Below are 16,339 nucleotides of genomic sequence, written 5' to 3'. Positions count from 1 at the left end.
ATTTGAGCATCGCTACGCCCTTAAACGTAGGGATAACAATCCATCACATCTTCTTACCTTTTGTCATCTTTGGCCAGTATACTTAATTCCAGCTTGAGGGCACTTTGCCGCTCAGGAATGGTCAACCTTAACGAATGAAGGGATACACAATGAAAAATATTTTCTTTTTTGATGCGATGCTGACGCCGAAAATCATTACCGGCGTTTATTGGCTTTGCCTGCTGGGCATCCTGGTCGGTGGCATCGGGTCGATGTTCTATGGTGAGTTTTTCCGTGGGCTACTGGCCATGATCATTGGCGGTGTCTTTACCCGTGTCTGTTTTGAAATGGTGATCATCGCCTTCAAAAATAACGAGTACCTACGCAAGATTGCTGAAAAGCCGTAATGTGGTGAACGGCAGACATTTCCTCACCGGGCTCACAACGCAGAGGCGCAGCGTACTGCGCCCACTCAGCTAAACCCGAGCAGGGTAAACGCATCGTCCTCGGGGTAGTAATCCAGCAGTCGCGTGGTCTCCTCTAACGACAGTCGCTTATAGCGATTGTTAGAGATGCCATGCACCACTGCATGCTGCACGTTGGTAACGCGGATGCAGCGATCGAGCAGATCGGCGGCATCCCGGTGGCTCAGGAAGGCGCTCATATCCCGCGCGCTGATCTGTTGCCCCGCTTCCAACGTCGTGAAGTTGGCAATCCGCACCGACAGTGCAGAAAGCCCCTCCTGATGGGCAAAATAGGCGGCGATCCCTTCGCCAAACGCCTTGCTGGCCCCGTACATATTCTTCGGCTTCGGCGCATCGTCCGGGCGCACCTGGTAATCCAATGGATAGCCTTCCACCGCTTGTGCACTGCTGGCAAACACCACGCGTTGGCAGCCTGCGTCTTTCGCTGCCCGGAAGATGTTGAATGTACCAAGGATGTTGTTGTTCATCAGTGAAGAACAGAAATCGGCATCCGCCGAAGGATCGGCAGCCAAATGTAGCACGGTATCGATGTTGGCGCAGGCTGCCCGGCAAGCGTCGATATCGGTGATATCGAACGTCAGTACCTCGTCATTGGGCCGCAAATGAGAGATCAGGCCAGCTTTTTTTTCCGCCAGGCGAAAATCGTAACGATGGCCAGCGAACTGCCTGAACACGGTAGCCACTCGGCCACCGGCACCGGTAATCAACACCCGCCCAAGCTCTGTACGTAATGCCATGGCGACTACGTTCCCTAAAACAAATTTTCTGGAGTCTAGTAATAATACTCCGAACTATATTTGTCCATCTTTAGTTAGTGCTTCTGATGTGTTTTCTGGGCTAATTAAGATTTTACTTAGTATTTATACGGGTTTTAAGAGGGTTTTGAGGCTACTCAAAAATGAGTATAATGATAAGGCTGATGAAACAAACAGGTCGAAAATAAATCGTAATTCGATGTTATTTAATGGTTTTAGTCTTTATTGATTATGTTTTGTTGCGTGTTAAGACATGTCTTTACTGTAAATTACACTCCGGAAATAGGTTAAATTATGTAATGTTTTTTGTGGCTGGATAGCGCTACAAAAGTGCTGAAGGGATGACAGGGGATTTTGTCTACCGGATCACACTTCGGCAACTTTGTGGCGGAAAGCCTTGCCGCACTGAAAAACAGAATGTTACCGTCATAGCTCAACCGATTTAGGGTTGTCACTGCTTTGGCAGGCAAAACCTAAACCTCGAGTTTCTGTTTCCCCATGTTGGGATCAGAGGCCGCGAGGTTTAGGTTTTTTTTTGCGCTGAATTCCTCCACGACGATTGGCCATCACCGTGTCTGGGGAGCAGCAAGGTTAAGCGTTAAGGATGCAACCATGAAATATCAGGAATTAGCCAGTGAGATCTTGGCCGGCGTCGGTGGCCGCGACAATGTGAAAAGCCTGGTGCATTGCGCCACCCGCCTGCGTTTTAAACTGCAAGAACACGGTAAGGCGGATGCGGAGGCGCTGAAGAAAAATCCGGGCGTCATCATGGTCGTGGAAAGCGGTGGCCAGTTTCAGGTGGTGGTAGGTAACCACGTCGGGGAGGTTTATAACGCCTTGAATGCGCAGCTTGGTGCGGATGAGGAAACGCCCGCCAATGCACAAGAAGATAAACAGGAAAACCTGCTCAGCCGCTTTATCGACGTGGTTTCCGGCATTTTTACCCCGTTGCTTGGTGTGATGGCGGCTTCGGGGATCCTGAAGGGCTTCCTGGCGTTGAGCCTGGCCTGTGGTTGGCTGTTGGAGAGTAGCGGCACCTACAAGCTGCTGTTTGCGTCGAGTGACGCGCTGTTCTATTTCTTACCGATCATGCTGGGTTACACCGCAGGTAAGAAATTTGGCGGTAACGTTTTTGTCACCATGGCTATTGGTGGAGCGTTGACGCATCCGCTGATGATGGGGGCTTTTGAGGCGGCTCAGCTTCCGGGTGCCCAGCCGGAGTATTTCCTCGGCATCCCTATTACCTTTATCAACTACAGCTCGTCGGTCATTCCGATCATTTTTGCCGCCTGGGTATCCTGCCGCCTGGAGCCGCTATTTAACCGCGTGTTGCACAGCGCACTGCGTAATTTCGTGACGCCGTTGATGTGCCTGGTGATCACCGTGCCGCTCACCTTCCTGCTGATTGGCCCGGCGGCTACCTGGCTGAGCCTGATGTTGGCCAATGGCTATCAGGCTATCTATGCCTTCAACCCGATCGTGGCCGGTGCCTTTATGGGCGCGGCCTGGCAGGTCTGTGTGATCTTCGGCCTGCATTGGGGGCTGATACCGCTGATGCTCAACAATATGAGCGTGTTTGGCCGTGACACTCTGTCTCCACTGCTGCTGCCTGCGGTGATGGGGCAAGTGGGGGCTACGTTGGGCGTGATGCTGCGTACCCGCGATGCCAAGCTGCGGGTGATGGCGGGCTCTGCCGTTACCGCCGGTATCTTCGGTATTACTGAGCCTGCTGTATACGGGGTCACTCTGCCAAACAAACGGCCATTTATTTTCGGCTGTATTGGCGGGGCGCTGGGTGGTGCGGTGATCGGTTACTTCCACACGGCAACCTACTCGTTTGGTTTGGTCAGTATTTTCACCTTTGCCCAGATCATTCCGGCGGGCGGCTTTGATGCGACGGTCCTGGGGGCGATTGCCGGTACCTTGGTATCGTTTGTGTTTGCGACCATTGCCAGCTATCTGTTCGGCCTCGTACCGCCAGCGGAACAACCGGCTGAAGCGGCCCCGGCCCCAGCTCCACAGGCATCTCTCAACCGCAAGCAGCAGGTCACCAGCCCGATTGCTGGCGACATCATCCCGTTGGAACAGGTTCAGGATGCCACCTTTGCCAGCGGCCTGCTGGGTAAAGGCGTGGCCATTATGCCGCACCAGGGCCGTGTGGTGGCCCCAGTCAATGGCTGTGTGGCATCGCTGTTCAAAACCAAGCACGCCATCGGCATTGAATCAGATGAGGGGGCTGAGGTGCTCATCCACGTGGGTATCGATACCGTCAAGCTTAACGGCCTGCATTTTACCGCCCACATCAAAGAGGGCGATCGCGTTAAACAGGGCGATCTGCTGATCGAGTTTGACCAAGAGGCGATCCGTGCCGCAGGTTTCGATACCACCACGCCGATCATCATCAGCAACAGTGACGACTATGTCGATGTGCTCACCAGCGGCCAAAGCCCGGTGCAGGAACAGGCACCGCTGCTGACACTATTACGTTAATCAGGTTTATTGAGGAGAAAGCGATGAGTTGCAAATTTCCACAGCATTTTCTATGGGGCGGCGCGGTCGCGGCAAATCAGGTAGAAGGCGCGTATCTGGAGGATGGCAAAGGCCTTTCGACGTCAGATCTGCAACCCCAAGGGATCTTTGGTGGGCTGACGCCGCGCGTTGCCGGAGACAGCGGTATCAAGGATGTGGCGATCGATTTCTACCACCGTTACCCTGAAGATATCGCGTTGTTTGCCGAGATGGGCTTCAAGTGCCTGCGTACCTCGATCGCCTGGACGCGTATCTTCCCGCAAGGGGACGAAGAAGTACCGAATGAAGCCGGGCTGGCATTTTACGATCGACTGTTCGACGAGATGGCAAAATACGGCATTCAGCCGTTGATCACCCTGTCGCATTACGAAATGCCCTATGTATTGACGCAAAAGTATGGCGGTTGGGGCAATCGCCAACTTATTGAGTTCTTCGAGCGTTACGCCCGCACGGTGTTCGAGCGTTACAAGCACAAGGTCAAACACTGGCTGACCTTCAATGAGATCAACATGTCGCTGCATGCGCCGTTCACCGGCGTGGGTCTGCCGGAAGACAGCAGCAAAAGCGAGATTTACCAGGCAATCCACCATCAGTTGGTAGCCAGCGCCAAGGCGGTAAAAGCCTGCCATGAGATCGTGCCGGACGGTAAGATCGGCAATATGTTGCTGGGCGGTATTCTTTATCCGCTGAGCTGCAAGCCGGAAGACCTGTTGGAAACCCAGCGCCAGAACCGCGACTGGATGTTCTTCGGTGATGTACAGGTACGCGGTACGTACCCGGCCTATATGAAGCGCTTCTTCCGTGAGAACGGCATTCAGGTAACGATCACCGAGGAAGACAAGCAGGCGCTGCGCGAAACCGTCGACTTTATCTCCTTCAGTTACTATATGAGTGGCTGTGTCACCACCGACGAAGAAAAGAACCAGACCGCCCGGGCCAATATCCTCAACATGGTGCCTAACCCGCATCTGGCAAGCTCGGAATGGGGCTGGCAGATTGACCCGGTGGGGCTGCGCTATCTGCTCAACGTGCTGTATGACCGCTATCAGAAACCGCTGTTTATCGTCGAGAACGGCCTGGGGGCGAAAGACTGCATCGAGGCCGACGGCAGCATCAACGACGATTACCGCATTGACTATATCAACGATCATCTGGTGCAGGTTGCGGAAGCGATCGACGATGGGGTTGAGGTGATGGGTTACACCAGTTGGGGGCCGATCGATCTTGTCAGTGCTTCCAAAGCGGAGATGGCGAAGCGCTACGGCTTTATTTATGTCGATCGCGATGATGCAGGTAACGGCAGCCTGGAGCGCCGCCGCAAGAAGAGTTTCTACTGGTATCGCGATGTGATCCACAGCAACGGCAGCAGCTTGAAGATCAAGTAATTACTCAGGAAAACAGGCCCCTCACCCCAACCCTCTCCCACAGGGAGAGGGAGCTGCCCCGGTGTTGCGGTCGGGTGCTGCGATCGCTTTGTCCTGCCTAAAAGGGAGCAGATTGGGTGCAATGGCCAGGTAATTTCTATAACTGATAGGCAACTCGAACGGTCTCCTCCCACAGGGAGAGGGAGCTGCCACGGTGTTGCGGTCGGGTACTGCGATCGCTTTATCCTGCCTAAAAGAGAGCTGATTGGGTGCAATGGCCAGGTAATTTCTGCAACTGATAGTCAACTCGAACGGTCTCCTCCCACAGGGATAGGGAGCTGCCACGGTGTTGCGGTTGGGGGCTGCGAACGTTTTGTTCCCTGCCTAAAAGGGATCTGATTGGGGGCAATGGCCAGGTAATTTCTGTAACTGATAGGCAACTCGATCGGTCCCCTCTCCCTGTGGGAGAGGGCTAGGGTGAGGGGCCATAGCAGTGCTTATGTCTCCCTCCTATCTCAAGCTTACACCACCTCGTTTGCCTGATATCGCTGCCGGGCATGGTCAAACCAACGGGCCGGGACGTTATGCGGAGGCAGCTGCAGCGCCTGCAAGCCCTGTTCGATGATATAGCTAGCCTGCCGCCACAGCTGTGGATCGCCTTCGGTCAGCACTTCCAGCAGGCGCTGTTTTTCCACCAGGTAGGTTTTGGCGAAGTGGCTATCGTATTGCAGCAGGGAACGGGTGTTGTCGATCAAATCGGCCAGCTTGATGGTTTTGGCCTGTGGGGAGGCATTGGCGCTGTGGCGACGATCGCGGTTCTTGCGTTGATAGCGATTTTCCGCGCTGCCGACGCTGACGTTGGTCAGCATAGCGACCAGGCTGGCAACCTGCAGGCCAAAATGGCTTTCGATATCGGCCAGCGTAGAGGGAGTATCTTCCACGGTGTCATGCAACCAGGCCGCAGCCAGCATCTCTTCGCTGTGCGGCACGCTGCTGACAATCTCCATCACTGCCTGTGGATGCACAATATACGGGTCGTTCGTGTATTTGCGGCGCTGATCGATCGCTCCATGCGCTTTGGTGGCATAGCGGCGGGCACGTTCGGCCAAGGTGTCAGTCATGCTTTGATTTCCCTGTGGCATCCGATAGATAGAACTTAGCATACCGTGCTTAACGTCGGTTGTGCGAGCCTGGGCTACGCGCAGAATGGTCTACACTGGATCGGGTCACCAACCCGAAAAGGAACGATCTATGTCTATTGAGAAAGTGGTTTATCGCGCCCATGCCAAGGCAACCGGTGGCCGAGACGGCCGTGCAACCTCATCCGACGGCGTGTTGGACGTGAAATTAGGCGTGCCGAAAGAGATGGGCGGCGCCGGTGGGGAGGTTACCAACCCTGAGCAACTGTTTGCCGCGGGCTATTCGGCCTGTTTCCTGGGGGCACTGAAGTTTGTCGCCTCGAAGGAAAAAGTGAAAATCCCTGCTGAAGCCTCCATCGAGGGCACCGTCGGTATCGGTGAGATCCCCAACGGTTTTGGCATTGAGGTTCAGCTGGATATCAGCTTGCCGGGCGTTGAGCGTAGCGTCGCGGAAGACTTGGTGAAGAAAGCCCATGTGGTCTGCCCTTACTCCAACGCCACGCGCGGCAATATCGATGTAACCCTTAACATTAAATAATGTTCTCTGCCAATAACCGGTGAAAGAGGGGGACAGTGCTCCCCCATTCACAAGTCCTGTCTCCCCGCTATTTTTCTCACAAAATTGGCAAAAAATGCTCGTTTACTGAGATTTTTCTTGATTCTGTTCTGCAGAATGATGCTTATTGCCCATCGGCTGAACCTGAGGGCATATCGACTGTCTGATGGTTTCAGAACTTGAAGCCCGGAGCCACTGCGTTACATGAACAAAGTTAAATCGCTATCACAGCAGAATTTATCGTTATTGTTAGCGATCTATATCGGCATCTTTTTAAACCTTTCCGTTTTCTATCGTCGTTTTGATTCTTTTGCGCACGGCATTCAGGGGATCAAGGTGGTTTCTGCGGTGACAGAAGTCATTGCCATTGTCCTGTTCACCTTCTTTATCATGCGGCTGGTATCCCTCGGGGGCCGGCTGTTTTACCGCATCGTCGCCTCTTTGCTGGTATTGATCTCCGTCGCTGCCAGTTACTACATGACGTTCTTCAACGTGGTGATTGGCTATGGGATTATCGTTTCGGTGATGACCACCGATATCGATCTCTCCAAAGAGGTGGTCGGGCTGAATTTTGTGCTGTGGATGATCGTGGTCAGCGCTTTGCCGCTGTTGTGCATCTGGAGCAATAACCTGCGCGATACCCTGATCGAACAAATGAAAACGCCAGGGCAGCGGATTAAGCCACTGTTGATCATGTTGGCGGTGGTCGCGCTGGTGTGGCTGCCGTTGCGTACCTTGGATAAAGAGCAAAGCGCACAGGAAAAGATCACCAATATCGATCTGCCGAGCTATGGGGGGGTGGTGGCGCACTCTTATCTGCCTTCCAACTGGCTTTCGGCGCTGGGGCTGTTTGCCTATACCCGTTATGATGAAAGCTCGGATGCAGCCAACATGTTCGATCCCAGCAAGAACTTTACCTATGTTGCGCCAGAGGGCATTGATGACACCTACGTGGTGTTTATCATCGGTGAAACCACCCGCTGGGATCATATGGGCATCCTGGGCTATGAGCGTGATACCACGCCAAAGCTGTCGCAGGAGAAAAACCTGGTGGCATTTCGTGGGGAATCTTGTGATACCTCTACCAAGCTTTCGTTGCGCTGTATGTTCGTGCGCGAGCATGGTACCTCGGATAACCCGCAGCGAACCCTGAAAGAGCAGAATATCTTTGCCGTACTGAAAGAGCTGGGCTTCAGTTCCGAACTGTTCGCGATGCAGAGCGAGGTATGGTTCTACAACAATACTGATGTAGATAATTATTCATTCCGTGAAATGATCGCCTCAGAGAAGCGTAACGACGGTAAATCGGTGGACGATATGCTGTTGGTGGATGAGATGAAAGAGTCGCTGGCCCGCCATCCCAACGGTAAGCATCTGGTGATCCTGCATACCAAAGGGTCGCATTACCTCTATTCACAGCGCTATCCGCGCAGTTTTGCTCGTTATCAGCCGGAATGCATGGGCGTGGATGAGTTCTGCTCCAAAGAGCGCTTGATTAACGCCTATGACAACTCGGTGCTGTACACCGATACCTTTATCGACAGCGTGATTGACCAGGTGCGCGATAAGAAGGCTATCGTGTTCTACGCGGCCGACCATGGCGAATCCATTGGTGAAAACTCGCACCTGCATGGTACGCCGCGTGAAATGGCCCCGCCGGAGCAGTTCCGTGTGCCGATGATCGTCTGGGCCTCCGATAAATACCTCGAAGACCCACAGCATAAGAGTGCGTTTGAGCAGTTGCAGACCCAACAGCGGGTTGGCCAGCCGCACCGTCACGTAGAACTGTTTGACTCTATCCTCGGTTGCCTGGGTTATACCTCGCCAGACGGCGGTATTGTTGAGAGCAATAACTGGTGCCGCCTCCCGCAGAGCAAAGCGGACGCCAAAGCGCTGTAAACCGAACCAGAAGGGCCGTATCCGCTCAGATACTGGCCTGTTTGGCGCTTTTAGCGCCACTTGGTGTGCGGTGGTGAAAAAGAGATTGACGCGTATACGGCCCGGCAGTAAGATGCGCCCCGCATCGGCGAGTAGCGCAGCTTGGTAGCGCAACTGGTTTGGGACCAGTGGGTCGGAGGTTCGAATCCTCTCTCGCCGACCACATTCAAGAAAGCCCGCTTTTTTAAGCGGGCTTTTTTACGTCTGGAGTTTATCGCTCAGGCTGCCTTGCCAATGACAAAATCGAAATGGATTTGGTCGTAGGGGAAAATCACCCCGGCTGTACCCTTATCAACGATGCCGCAAGCCAACAACGCCTGAAGATCCGTATGCACAGCTTTGACATCCCGCTCAACGCGACGAGCAACTCCTGCCCGTATGGCAAAAAATGTCTACCTCTAGCTAGGCATCAATAGTGTGAGGGGAAGTAGAGGCTGGCAAGAGGGCTCTTTTAATGGTTGCGAGTCCACTCGCAACGTGGGGTCAGTAGCCAGCGGAATGGTAAGAAATCCCTCACGCACAACCCCTCCACCCAGCTCCCTCTTTCGGGCAGTGCCCCAGCATTTCCTCCTGTCTTTTACCGGGATCACAAAAATAACCGCTCAGATATTCATCATTCAGCAATAATCTTTTTTGGTTTTTTATTGGAGGTTAATGCTGGATAGGTCCTTAACGCTGGTTCATGACGCCAAGATTTAACCGGTAGCACAAGTTTTAATGCTGTAAATGTTGCTGAAAGGTTTTTTTTATGTTTGCTTGCTGTTTCTCACAGTCTAGGTAAATCCCTACTGGTTATATTGACGGCACCCCAAACAGTTGGCAATTTGGTACCCTCAGGGATAAGAGTGAGAGGTGTATGAGTGAAATTCACTCGCTCAAACGCCCCGCCGTGATGCGTTCCATCGGGCATTCTCGCGCTTTTTATTCCTCCTGCCTTCGGGCACTGACCGCACAGGCCGCGTAACAAAAAATATTAGGCTCTGGCGGTAATACACACACACCACATCACATACGGAGCACTAGCGATGACAAGTTCCTTGGGTAAATCAGGGATTCTGAAATTCGGTATCGGCCTGATTGCGCTGACCGTTGCGGCCAGCGTGCAGGCAAAGACGCTGGTTTACTGTTCTGAAGGTTCTCCTGAAGGGTTCAACCCGCAGTTGTTCACCTCCGGCACCACCTATGATGCCAGCTCAGTGCCAATCTATAACCGTCTGGTTGAGTTCAAACTGGGCACTACCGAACTGGAACCCGGCCTGGCAGAGAAGTGGGACGTCAGCGAAGACGGTAAAACCTATACCTTCCACCTGCGCAAAGGCGTGAAGTGGCAGGACAGCAAAGATTTCAAACCTACCCGTGAACTGAATGCCGACGACGTGGTGTTCTCCTTCATGCGTCAGCTCGATCCAAACCACCCTTACCACAAGGTTTCTGGCGGCAGCTATGAATACTTCCAGGGTATGGGCATGCAGGATCTGATCAGCAAAGTCGAGAAAGTGGACGACAACACCGTTCGCTTCACGCTGACCCGTCCAGAAGCGCCATTCCTGGCTGACCTGGGCATGGACTTCGCTTCTATTCTGTCTGCAGAATATGCCGACAAGATGATGAAAGCCGGTACGCCAGAGAAAGTGGACCTGAACCCTGTGGGTACCGGGCCGTTCCAACTGTTGCAGTACCAGAAAGACTCCAAAATCCTCTACAAGGCCTTTGACGGTTTCTGGGGCACCAAACCGAAGATCGATCGCCTGGTGTTCTCCATCACGCCAGATGCCTCTGTGCGTTACGCCAAACTGCAGAAAAACGAGTGCCAGGTCATGCCGTACCCGAACCCGGCAGACATCGCTCGCATGAAGCAGGACAAAACCATCAACCTGATGGAACAGCCTGGCCTGAACGTCGGCTACCTGTCGTTCAACACCGAGAAGAAGCCGCTGGATAACGTGAAGGTGCGTCAGGCACTGACCATGGCGGTGAACAAGCAGGCCATCGTGGATGCGGTGTATCAGGGGGCGGGTCAACCTGCCAAGAACCTGATCCCACCAACCATGTGGGGCTATAACGACGAGATCAAAGATTACACTTACGATCCGGTCAAGGCCAAAGAGCTGCTGAAAGAAGCAGGCATGCCAGATGGCTTCTCCATCGATCTGTGGGCGATGCCGGTACAGCGTCCGTATAACCCGAACGCACGCCGTATGGCTGAGATGATCCAGTCCGACTGGGCGAAGATTGGCGTCAATGCCAAGATCGTCACCTACGAGTGGGGCGAGTACCTCAAGCGTGCCAAAGACGGTGAGCACCAGACGGTCATGATGGGCTGGACCGGTGACAATGGGGATCCAGACAACTTCTTCGCCACGCTGTTCAGCTGTGCGGCCGCTAAAGATGGTTCCAACTACTCCCGTTGGTGCTACAAGCCGTTTGAGGATCTGATCCAACCGGCCCGTGCCGAAGCAGACCACGACAAACGCGTCGCACTCTACAAGCAGGCTCAGGTAGTCATGCACGATCAGGCCCCGGCGCTGATTGTTGCCCACTCCACCGTTTACGAGCCAGTGCGTAAAGAAGTGAAGGGCTATGTGGTCGATCCGCTTGGTAAACATCACTTTGAGAACGTTTCTCTGGACTAAGCCTACCAAGGCGGGTTGAAGGACTGGGATAGTTAATCTGCAGGGGCGCAATACGTTGCGCCCCTGCATTCCCGTCCCCAGAAGAATGTCGTGAAGCGTGTGAGTTTTAATAAGCTTGGCGGACGATGAGCTGCCAGGCACTTTATACAGAGAGTTCGGGATATGTTGCAGTTCATACTCCGACGTTTGGGGTTAGTTATCCCAACGTTTATCGGCATAACGTTGCTGACTTTTGCATTCGTCCATATGATCCCCGGCGATCCGGTGACCATTATGGCCGGGGAACGCGGGATCTCCGCAGAGCGCCATGCACAACTCATGGCAGAGATGGGGCTGGATAAACCGCTCTATCACCAATACTTCAATTACGTCACCAACGTGCTGCATGGCGATTTGGGGACGTCCCTCAAAAGCCGTATCTCCGTGTGGGAAGAGTTTGTGCCGCGCTTTAAGGCCACCCTGGAACTGGGCCTGTGCGCGATGCTCTTCGCGGTGATTGTCGGTATCCCGGTGGGGGTGCTGGCGGCCGTCAAGCGAGGTTCGGTGTTTGACCATACCGCCGTGGGTCTCTCCCTGACCGGCTATTCAATGCCGATCTTCTGGTGGGGCATGATGCTGATCATGCTGGTCTCGGTACAGCTCAACCTCACGCCCGTATCGGGGCGAATAAGCGATACGGTCTTCCTCGATGACAGCCTGCCGCTGACCGGCTTTATGCTGATCGACACCCTGTTCTGGGGTGAGCCGGGTGATTTCATCGACGCCGTGATGCATATGATCCTGCCTGCCATCGTGTTGGGCACCATCCCGCTGGCGGTTATCGTGCGTATGACCCGTTCCTCCATGCTGGAAGTGCTGGGTGAAGACTATATCCGTACTGCGCGCGCCAAGGGTGTGAGCCGTATGCGGGTGATCGTGGTGCATGCGTTGCGTAACGCCTTGCTGCCGGTGGTGACGGTGATCGGCCTACAGGTTGGTACCTTGCTGGCCGGGGCGATCCTGACCGAAACCATCTTCTCCTGGCCGGGGCTTGGCCGCTGGCTGATGGATGCGTTGCAACGCCGTGATTATCCGGTTGTTCAGGGCGGCGTATTGTTGGTCGCCTGTATGATTATTCTGGTTAACCTGCTGGTAGACGTGCTCTACGGCGTGGTCAACCCGCGTATTCGCCACAAGAAATAAGGGGCGCTCTGATGTCTCAAATTACCGAGTCTGTAGTGAACGGTGCGCCGAAGCCAATGACCCCGTTCCAGGAGTTTTGGCACTATTTCAAGCGCAACAAAGGGGCCGTCGTTGGCCTGGTTTATATCGTGGTCATGCTGGTGGTTGCCGTGGGGGCAGGATTCCTGGCTCCACATGCGCCTGCCGAACAGTTCCGTGATGCCCTGCTTAGGCCCCCGGTCTGGGAGGATGGCGGCAGCTGGAAGTTTATTCTGGGTACCGACGATGTCGGCCGTGATGTGTTGTCGCGCCTGATGTACGGTGCCAGGCTCTCGCTGTTGGTCGGCTGCCTGGTGGTGGTGCTTTCGCTGGTGATGGGCGTGGTATTCGGCCTGTTGGCCGGTTATTTCGGCGGCGTAGTCGATGCCATCATCATGCGCGTGGTCGATATCATGCTGGCACTGCCAAGCCTGCTGTTGGCGTTGGTGCTGGTGGCGGTGTTTGGGCCCTCGATCGTTAACGCCTCGCTGGCGCTGACCTTCGTTGCTTTGCCGCACTATGTCCGCTTGACCCGCGCTGCGGTGCTGGTGGAAGTGAACCGCGATTACGTGACGGCTTCCCGCGTGGCGGGGGCTGGGGCGGCGCGTCAGATGTTCGTCAATATCCTGCCAAACTGCCTGGCACCGCTGATCGTGCAGGCTTCTCTCGGTTTCTCGAACGCCATTCTGGATATGGCCGCTCTCGGCTTCCTGGGTATGGGTGCGCAACCGCCAACGCCGGAGTGGGGCACCATGCTCTCCGACGTGTTGCAGTTCGCGCAAAGTGCCTGGTGGGTTGTGACCTTCCCAGGGGTGGCCATTCTGCTGACGGTTTTGGCCTTTAACCTGATGGGGGACGGCTTGCGTGATGCTCTCGACCCCAAACTCAAGCAGTAACAGAGGAAGAGAGAATGGCGTTATTAAATGTAGACAAGCTTTCGGTGCACTTCGGTGACGAAGGTGCGCCGTTCCGCGCGGTAGACCGAATCAGCTACAGCGTAGAACAGGGGCAGGTGGTTGGCATCGTCGGCGAATCCGGCTCCGGTAAATCCGTCAGTTCGCTGGCAATCATGGGGTTGATCGATTTCCCCGGCAAGGTGATGGCCGACAAGCTGGAGTTCAACGGCCAGGACCTGCGGAAAATCTCGGAAAAAGAGCGCCGCCAGCTGGTGGGCTCCGAAGTCGCGATGATCTTCCAGGACCCGATGACCAGCCTGAACCCGTGCTATACCGTCGGTTTCCAGATTATGGAAGCGCTGAAGGTGCATCAGGGCGGTAATCGCCGTACCCGTCGCCAACGCGCTATCGACCTACTCAATCAGGTAGGCATTCCCGATCCGGCCTCGCGGCTGGACGTTTACCCTCATCAGCTTTCTGGCGGGATGAGCCAGCGTGTGATGATCGCCATGGCGATCGCCTGCCGGCCCAAGCTGCTGATTGCGGATGAACCGACGACCGCGCTCGACGTGACCATTCAGGCCCAGATCATTGAGCTGCTGCTCGAGCTGCAACAGCGTGAAAATATGGCGCTGCTGCTGATCACCCACGATCTGGCGCTGGTGGCGGAAGCGGCACACCACATCATCGTGATGTATGCCGGGCAGGTGGTGGAATCCGGCAAGGCGGTAGAAATTTTCCGTTCGCCGCGCCACCCGTACACCCAGGCGCTGCTGCGTGCGTTGCCGGAGTTTGCTACCGACAAGGCGCGTTTGGCCTCGCTGCCTGGTGTGGTGCCGGGCAAGTACGATCGGCCGGAAGGCTGCTTGCTGAACCCGCGTTGCCCGTATGCTACCCAACACTGTCGCGAAGAAGAGCCGGAACTGCGCAGCATTCCCGGCCGTCAGGTTAAATGTCACACACCGCTGGATGATGCGGGGAGGCCGACCGTATGAACCAGAACCACCCTTTATTGCAGGCCATTGACCTGAAAAAACACTACCCGGTCAAGAAGGGGCTGTTTGCCCCGGAACGACTGGTGAAGGCGCTGGACGGGGTTTCCTTTACCCTTGAGCGTGGTAAAACCCTGGCGGTGGTTGGGGAGTCTGGTTGTGGCAAGTCCACGCTGGGCCGCCTGCTGACCATGATCGAAATCCCTACCGGTGGTGAGCTGTACTATCAGGGGCAAGATCTGCTTAAGCCGGACGTGACGGCAGAGAAGCTGCGCCGCCAGAAGATCCAGATCGTGTTCCAGAATCCTTACGGATCGCTTAACCCTCGTAAGAAGGTGGGGCAGATCCTCGAGGAGCCGCTGTTGATCAACACCTCGTTGAGCAGCGCCGAACGGCGTGAGAAAGCGCTGGAGATGATGGCGAAGGTCGGCCTGAAAACCGAGCATTACGACCGTTACCCGCATATGTTCTCCGGCGGCCAACGTCAGCGTATTGCCATTGCGCGTGGGCTGATGCTCAACCCGGACGTGGTGATTGCCGATGAGCCGGTCTCTGCGCTGGACGTGTCCGTGCGTGCGCAGGTATTGAACCTGATGATGGATCTGCAACAGGATCTGGGGTTGTCTTACGTGTTCATCTCCCACGATCTGTCGGTGGTGGAGCACATTGCTGATGAAGTGATGGTGATGTACCTCGGCCGCTGCGTGGAGAAGGGCAGTAAAGACGCCATCTTCAACAATCCGCGCCATCCGTACACTCAGGCACTGCTTTCCGCTACGCCGCGCCTGAACCCGGACATGCGCCGGGAGCGTATCAAGCTGACCGGCGAGCTACCAAGCCCGATGAATCCACCGCCGGGTTGTGCGTTTAACGCCCGCTGCCGCCGTGCCTTTGGCACCTGCACCCAGCTGCAACCGCAGCTCAAGCAGTATGGCGATCAGATGGTGTCCTGCTTTGCCGTTGACCAGGATGAAGCTACCGGGTCTTGAGACTACTAACCGGGCTCGCAGCGTAGATACTCTGCGTGCTGCGCCTGGTTACCTCAGCGACATTAACACTCGATCTTCAATCTGACGCCGGTAGCGATACCGGCGTTTTTTTACTTATAGATGCGAAGCAAATCCCATGGTGATTACTTTTTAGTCGATATTGTTGACGCTATAAGTTATGACTTATAGAATTAATTATAAGTTGTAGCTTATAAAGGAGAGGGCTTTGTGGACTGTTATTTTTACCTCGACATTTGATTCTTGGTTGCAAGAGCAGGAAGAAGGGATGCAGGAGAAGGTACTGGCTGACCTGTGAACCTGGAGACGTATGGGCCTCAACTGCCACGTCCTTACGCTGACACGGTAAAAGGTTCAAGATACAAGAATATGAAAGAGCTGCGTGTTCAGTATTCGGGCCGCCCAATCCGTGCCTTTTTTGTTTTCGACCCCAAACGCCAAGCCATTGTGTTGTGCGCTGGTGATAAAAGTAATGATAAGCGTTTTTACGAGACAATGATCCGAATAGCGGATGATGAATTTACGGCGTATTTAGCCACACAAGAGGTATCCAAATGAAAACGTTACGTGATGCAGTCGCTGCCCGTTCTCTTGAGAGCCAAGCCCGTATCAAGGAAATGGCCGACGAAATGATGCTAGAAACAGGTTTGCAACTGATGCGTGATGAGCTGCAACTGTCACAGAAAAGCCTGGCCGAAGCTATGGGCGTAAGCCAATCCGCGGTTGCACAAATAGAGCAGCGTGGTAATGACGTAAAGTTAGCGACGCTAAAACGCTATATTGAAGCTATGGGTGGGAAGTTGAGTCTGACTGTAGAGATGCCGGAAGGCGGTGGGCGAGTCTTCCATATCTGATCGAAGGTGCTT

At 54.6% G+C, this 16,339-nt stretch carries 13 protein-coding genes, 1 tRNA gene and 1 pseudogene; 13 read left to right on the top strand and 2 right to left on the bottom strand.

Annotation, left to right across the window (positions count from 1 at the left end; translation table 11 throughout):
* Positions 1–149 precede the first annotated feature (149 nt).
* Complete coding sequence (locus ACMV5H_RS18845) at positions 150–386, top strand: DUF4282 domain-containing protein (RefSeq protein ID WP_021807719.1); 237 nt, start codon at positions 150–152, stop codon at positions 384–386.
* A 65-nt stretch (positions 387–451) separates the two neighbouring features.
* Here the strand turns inward: ACMV5H_RS18845 and ACMV5H_RS18840 are convergent, their stop codons facing one another.
* Positions 452–1,201, bottom strand: a complete 750-nt coding sequence (locus ACMV5H_RS18840) for an NAD-dependent epimerase/dehydratase family protein (RefSeq protein ID WP_094983249.1) — start codon at positions 1,199–1,201, stop codon at positions 452–454.
* Positions 1,202–1,831: 630 nt separating this feature from the next.
* On the opposite strand from ACMV5H_RS18840, the gene bglF reads away from it, so the two are divergent.
* The gene (gene bglF / locus ACMV5H_RS18835) at positions 1,832–3,709 is read left to right on the top strand and encodes a PTS beta-glucoside transporter subunit IIABC (protein ID WP_021807721.1); all 1,878 of its coding nucleotides are present in this window, start codon (positions 1,832–1,834) and stop codon (positions 3,707–3,709) included.
* Between the two features lie 23 nt (positions 3,710–3,732).
* Complete coding sequence (locus tag ACMV5H_RS18830) at positions 3,733–5,133, top strand: glycoside hydrolase family 1 protein (protein ID WP_414822279.1); 1,401 nt, start codon at positions 3,733–3,735, stop codon at positions 5,131–5,133.
* Between the two features lie 500 nt (positions 5,134–5,633).
* On the opposite strand, the gene ACMV5H_RS18825 is transcribed toward ACMV5H_RS18830, so the two are convergent.
* A complete protein-coding gene (locus ACMV5H_RS18825) occupies positions 5,634–6,233 on the bottom strand; it encodes an HD domain-containing protein (RefSeq protein ID WP_059199131.1) in 600 nt (199 codons plus the stop codon).
* Positions 6,234–6,363: 130 nt separating this feature from the next.
* Here ACMV5H_RS18825 and ACMV5H_RS18820 point away from each other — a divergent pair, with 130 nt between their 5' ends.
* From ACMV5H_RS18820 to ACMV5H_RS18775, 10 genes and pseudogenes are all read left to right on the top strand, one after another.
* Positions 6,364–6,789 carry an organic hydroperoxide resistance protein gene (locus ACMV5H_RS18820; protein ID WP_024486966.1) on the top strand — a complete coding sequence of 142 codons (426 nt, stop codon included), beginning with the start codon at positions 6,364–6,366 and terminating at the stop codon, positions 6,787–6,789.
* Positions 6,790–7,011: 222 nt separating this feature from the next.
* The gene (gene eptB, locus ACMV5H_RS18815; RefSeq protein WP_021181587.1) at positions 7,012–8,706 is read left to right on the top strand and encodes a kdo(2)-lipid A phosphoethanolamine 7''-transferase; all 1,695 of its coding nucleotides are present in this window, start codon (positions 7,012–7,014) and stop codon (positions 8,704–8,706) included.
* 125 nt (positions 8,707–8,831) lie between these two features.
* Positions 8,832–8,908 (top strand) — tRNA-Pro (locus tag ACMV5H_RS18810).
* Positions 8,909–9,770: 862 nt separating this feature from the next.
* A complete protein-coding gene (gene dppA, locus ACMV5H_RS18805; RefSeq protein ID WP_059199128.1) occupies positions 9,771–11,378 on the top strand; it encodes a dipeptide ABC transporter periplasmic-binding protein DppA in 1,608 nt (535 codons plus the stop codon).
* Positions 11,379–11,540: 162 nt separating this feature from the next.
* Positions 11,541–12,560, top strand: coding sequence for a dipeptide ABC transporter permease DppB (dppB, locus tag ACMV5H_RS18800; RefSeq protein ID WP_037376574.1), 1,020 nt, complete (start codon positions 11,541–11,543; stop codon positions 12,558–12,560).
* A gap of 11 nt (positions 12,561–12,571) precedes the next feature.
* Positions 12,572–13,474: a dipeptide ABC transporter permease DppC gene (dppC, locus tag ACMV5H_RS18795; RefSeq protein ID WP_414822278.1), complete on the top strand. Its 903-nt coding sequence runs from the start codon at positions 12,572–12,574 to the stop codon at positions 13,472–13,474.
* Positions 13,475–13,488: 14 nt separating this feature from the next.
* On the top strand, positions 13,489–14,469 hold the full coding sequence (gene dppD / locus ACMV5H_RS18790) for a dipeptide ABC transporter ATP-binding protein (RefSeq protein ID WP_021807726.1): 981 nt from the start codon (positions 13,489–13,491) through the stop codon (positions 14,467–14,469).
* Entirely contained in the window at positions 14,466–15,455 is a 990-nt protein-coding gene (dppF, locus tag ACMV5H_RS18785) for a dipeptide ABC transporter ATP-binding subunit DppF (RefSeq protein ID WP_414822277.1), read from the top strand. Before dppD ends, dppF begins: the two co-directional genes overlap by 4 nt.
* 226 nt (positions 15,456–15,681) lie before the next feature.
* Positions 15,682–16,031, top strand: a pseudogene (locus ACMV5H_RS18780) (type II toxin-antitoxin system RelE/ParE family toxin).
* A complete protein-coding gene (locus tag ACMV5H_RS18775) occupies positions 16,028–16,327 on the top strand; it encodes a helix-turn-helix domain-containing protein (protein ID WP_021807729.1) in 300 nt (99 codons plus the stop codon). The pseudogene ACMV5H_RS18780 and the gene ACMV5H_RS18775 overlap by 4 nt, the downstream one beginning before the upstream one ends.
* The last annotated feature ends 12 nt before the right edge of the window (positions 16,328–16,339 follow it).

The sequence above is a fragment of the Serratia sp. N21D137 genome (assembly GCF_047530005.1).
Taxonomy (GTDB): domain Bacteria; phylum Pseudomonadota; class Gammaproteobacteria; order Enterobacterales; family Enterobacteriaceae; genus Chania; species Chania fonticola_B.
Note: the sequence above shows the minus strand (reverse complement) of the source record. Positions and strands in the feature narration are given on the sequence as shown.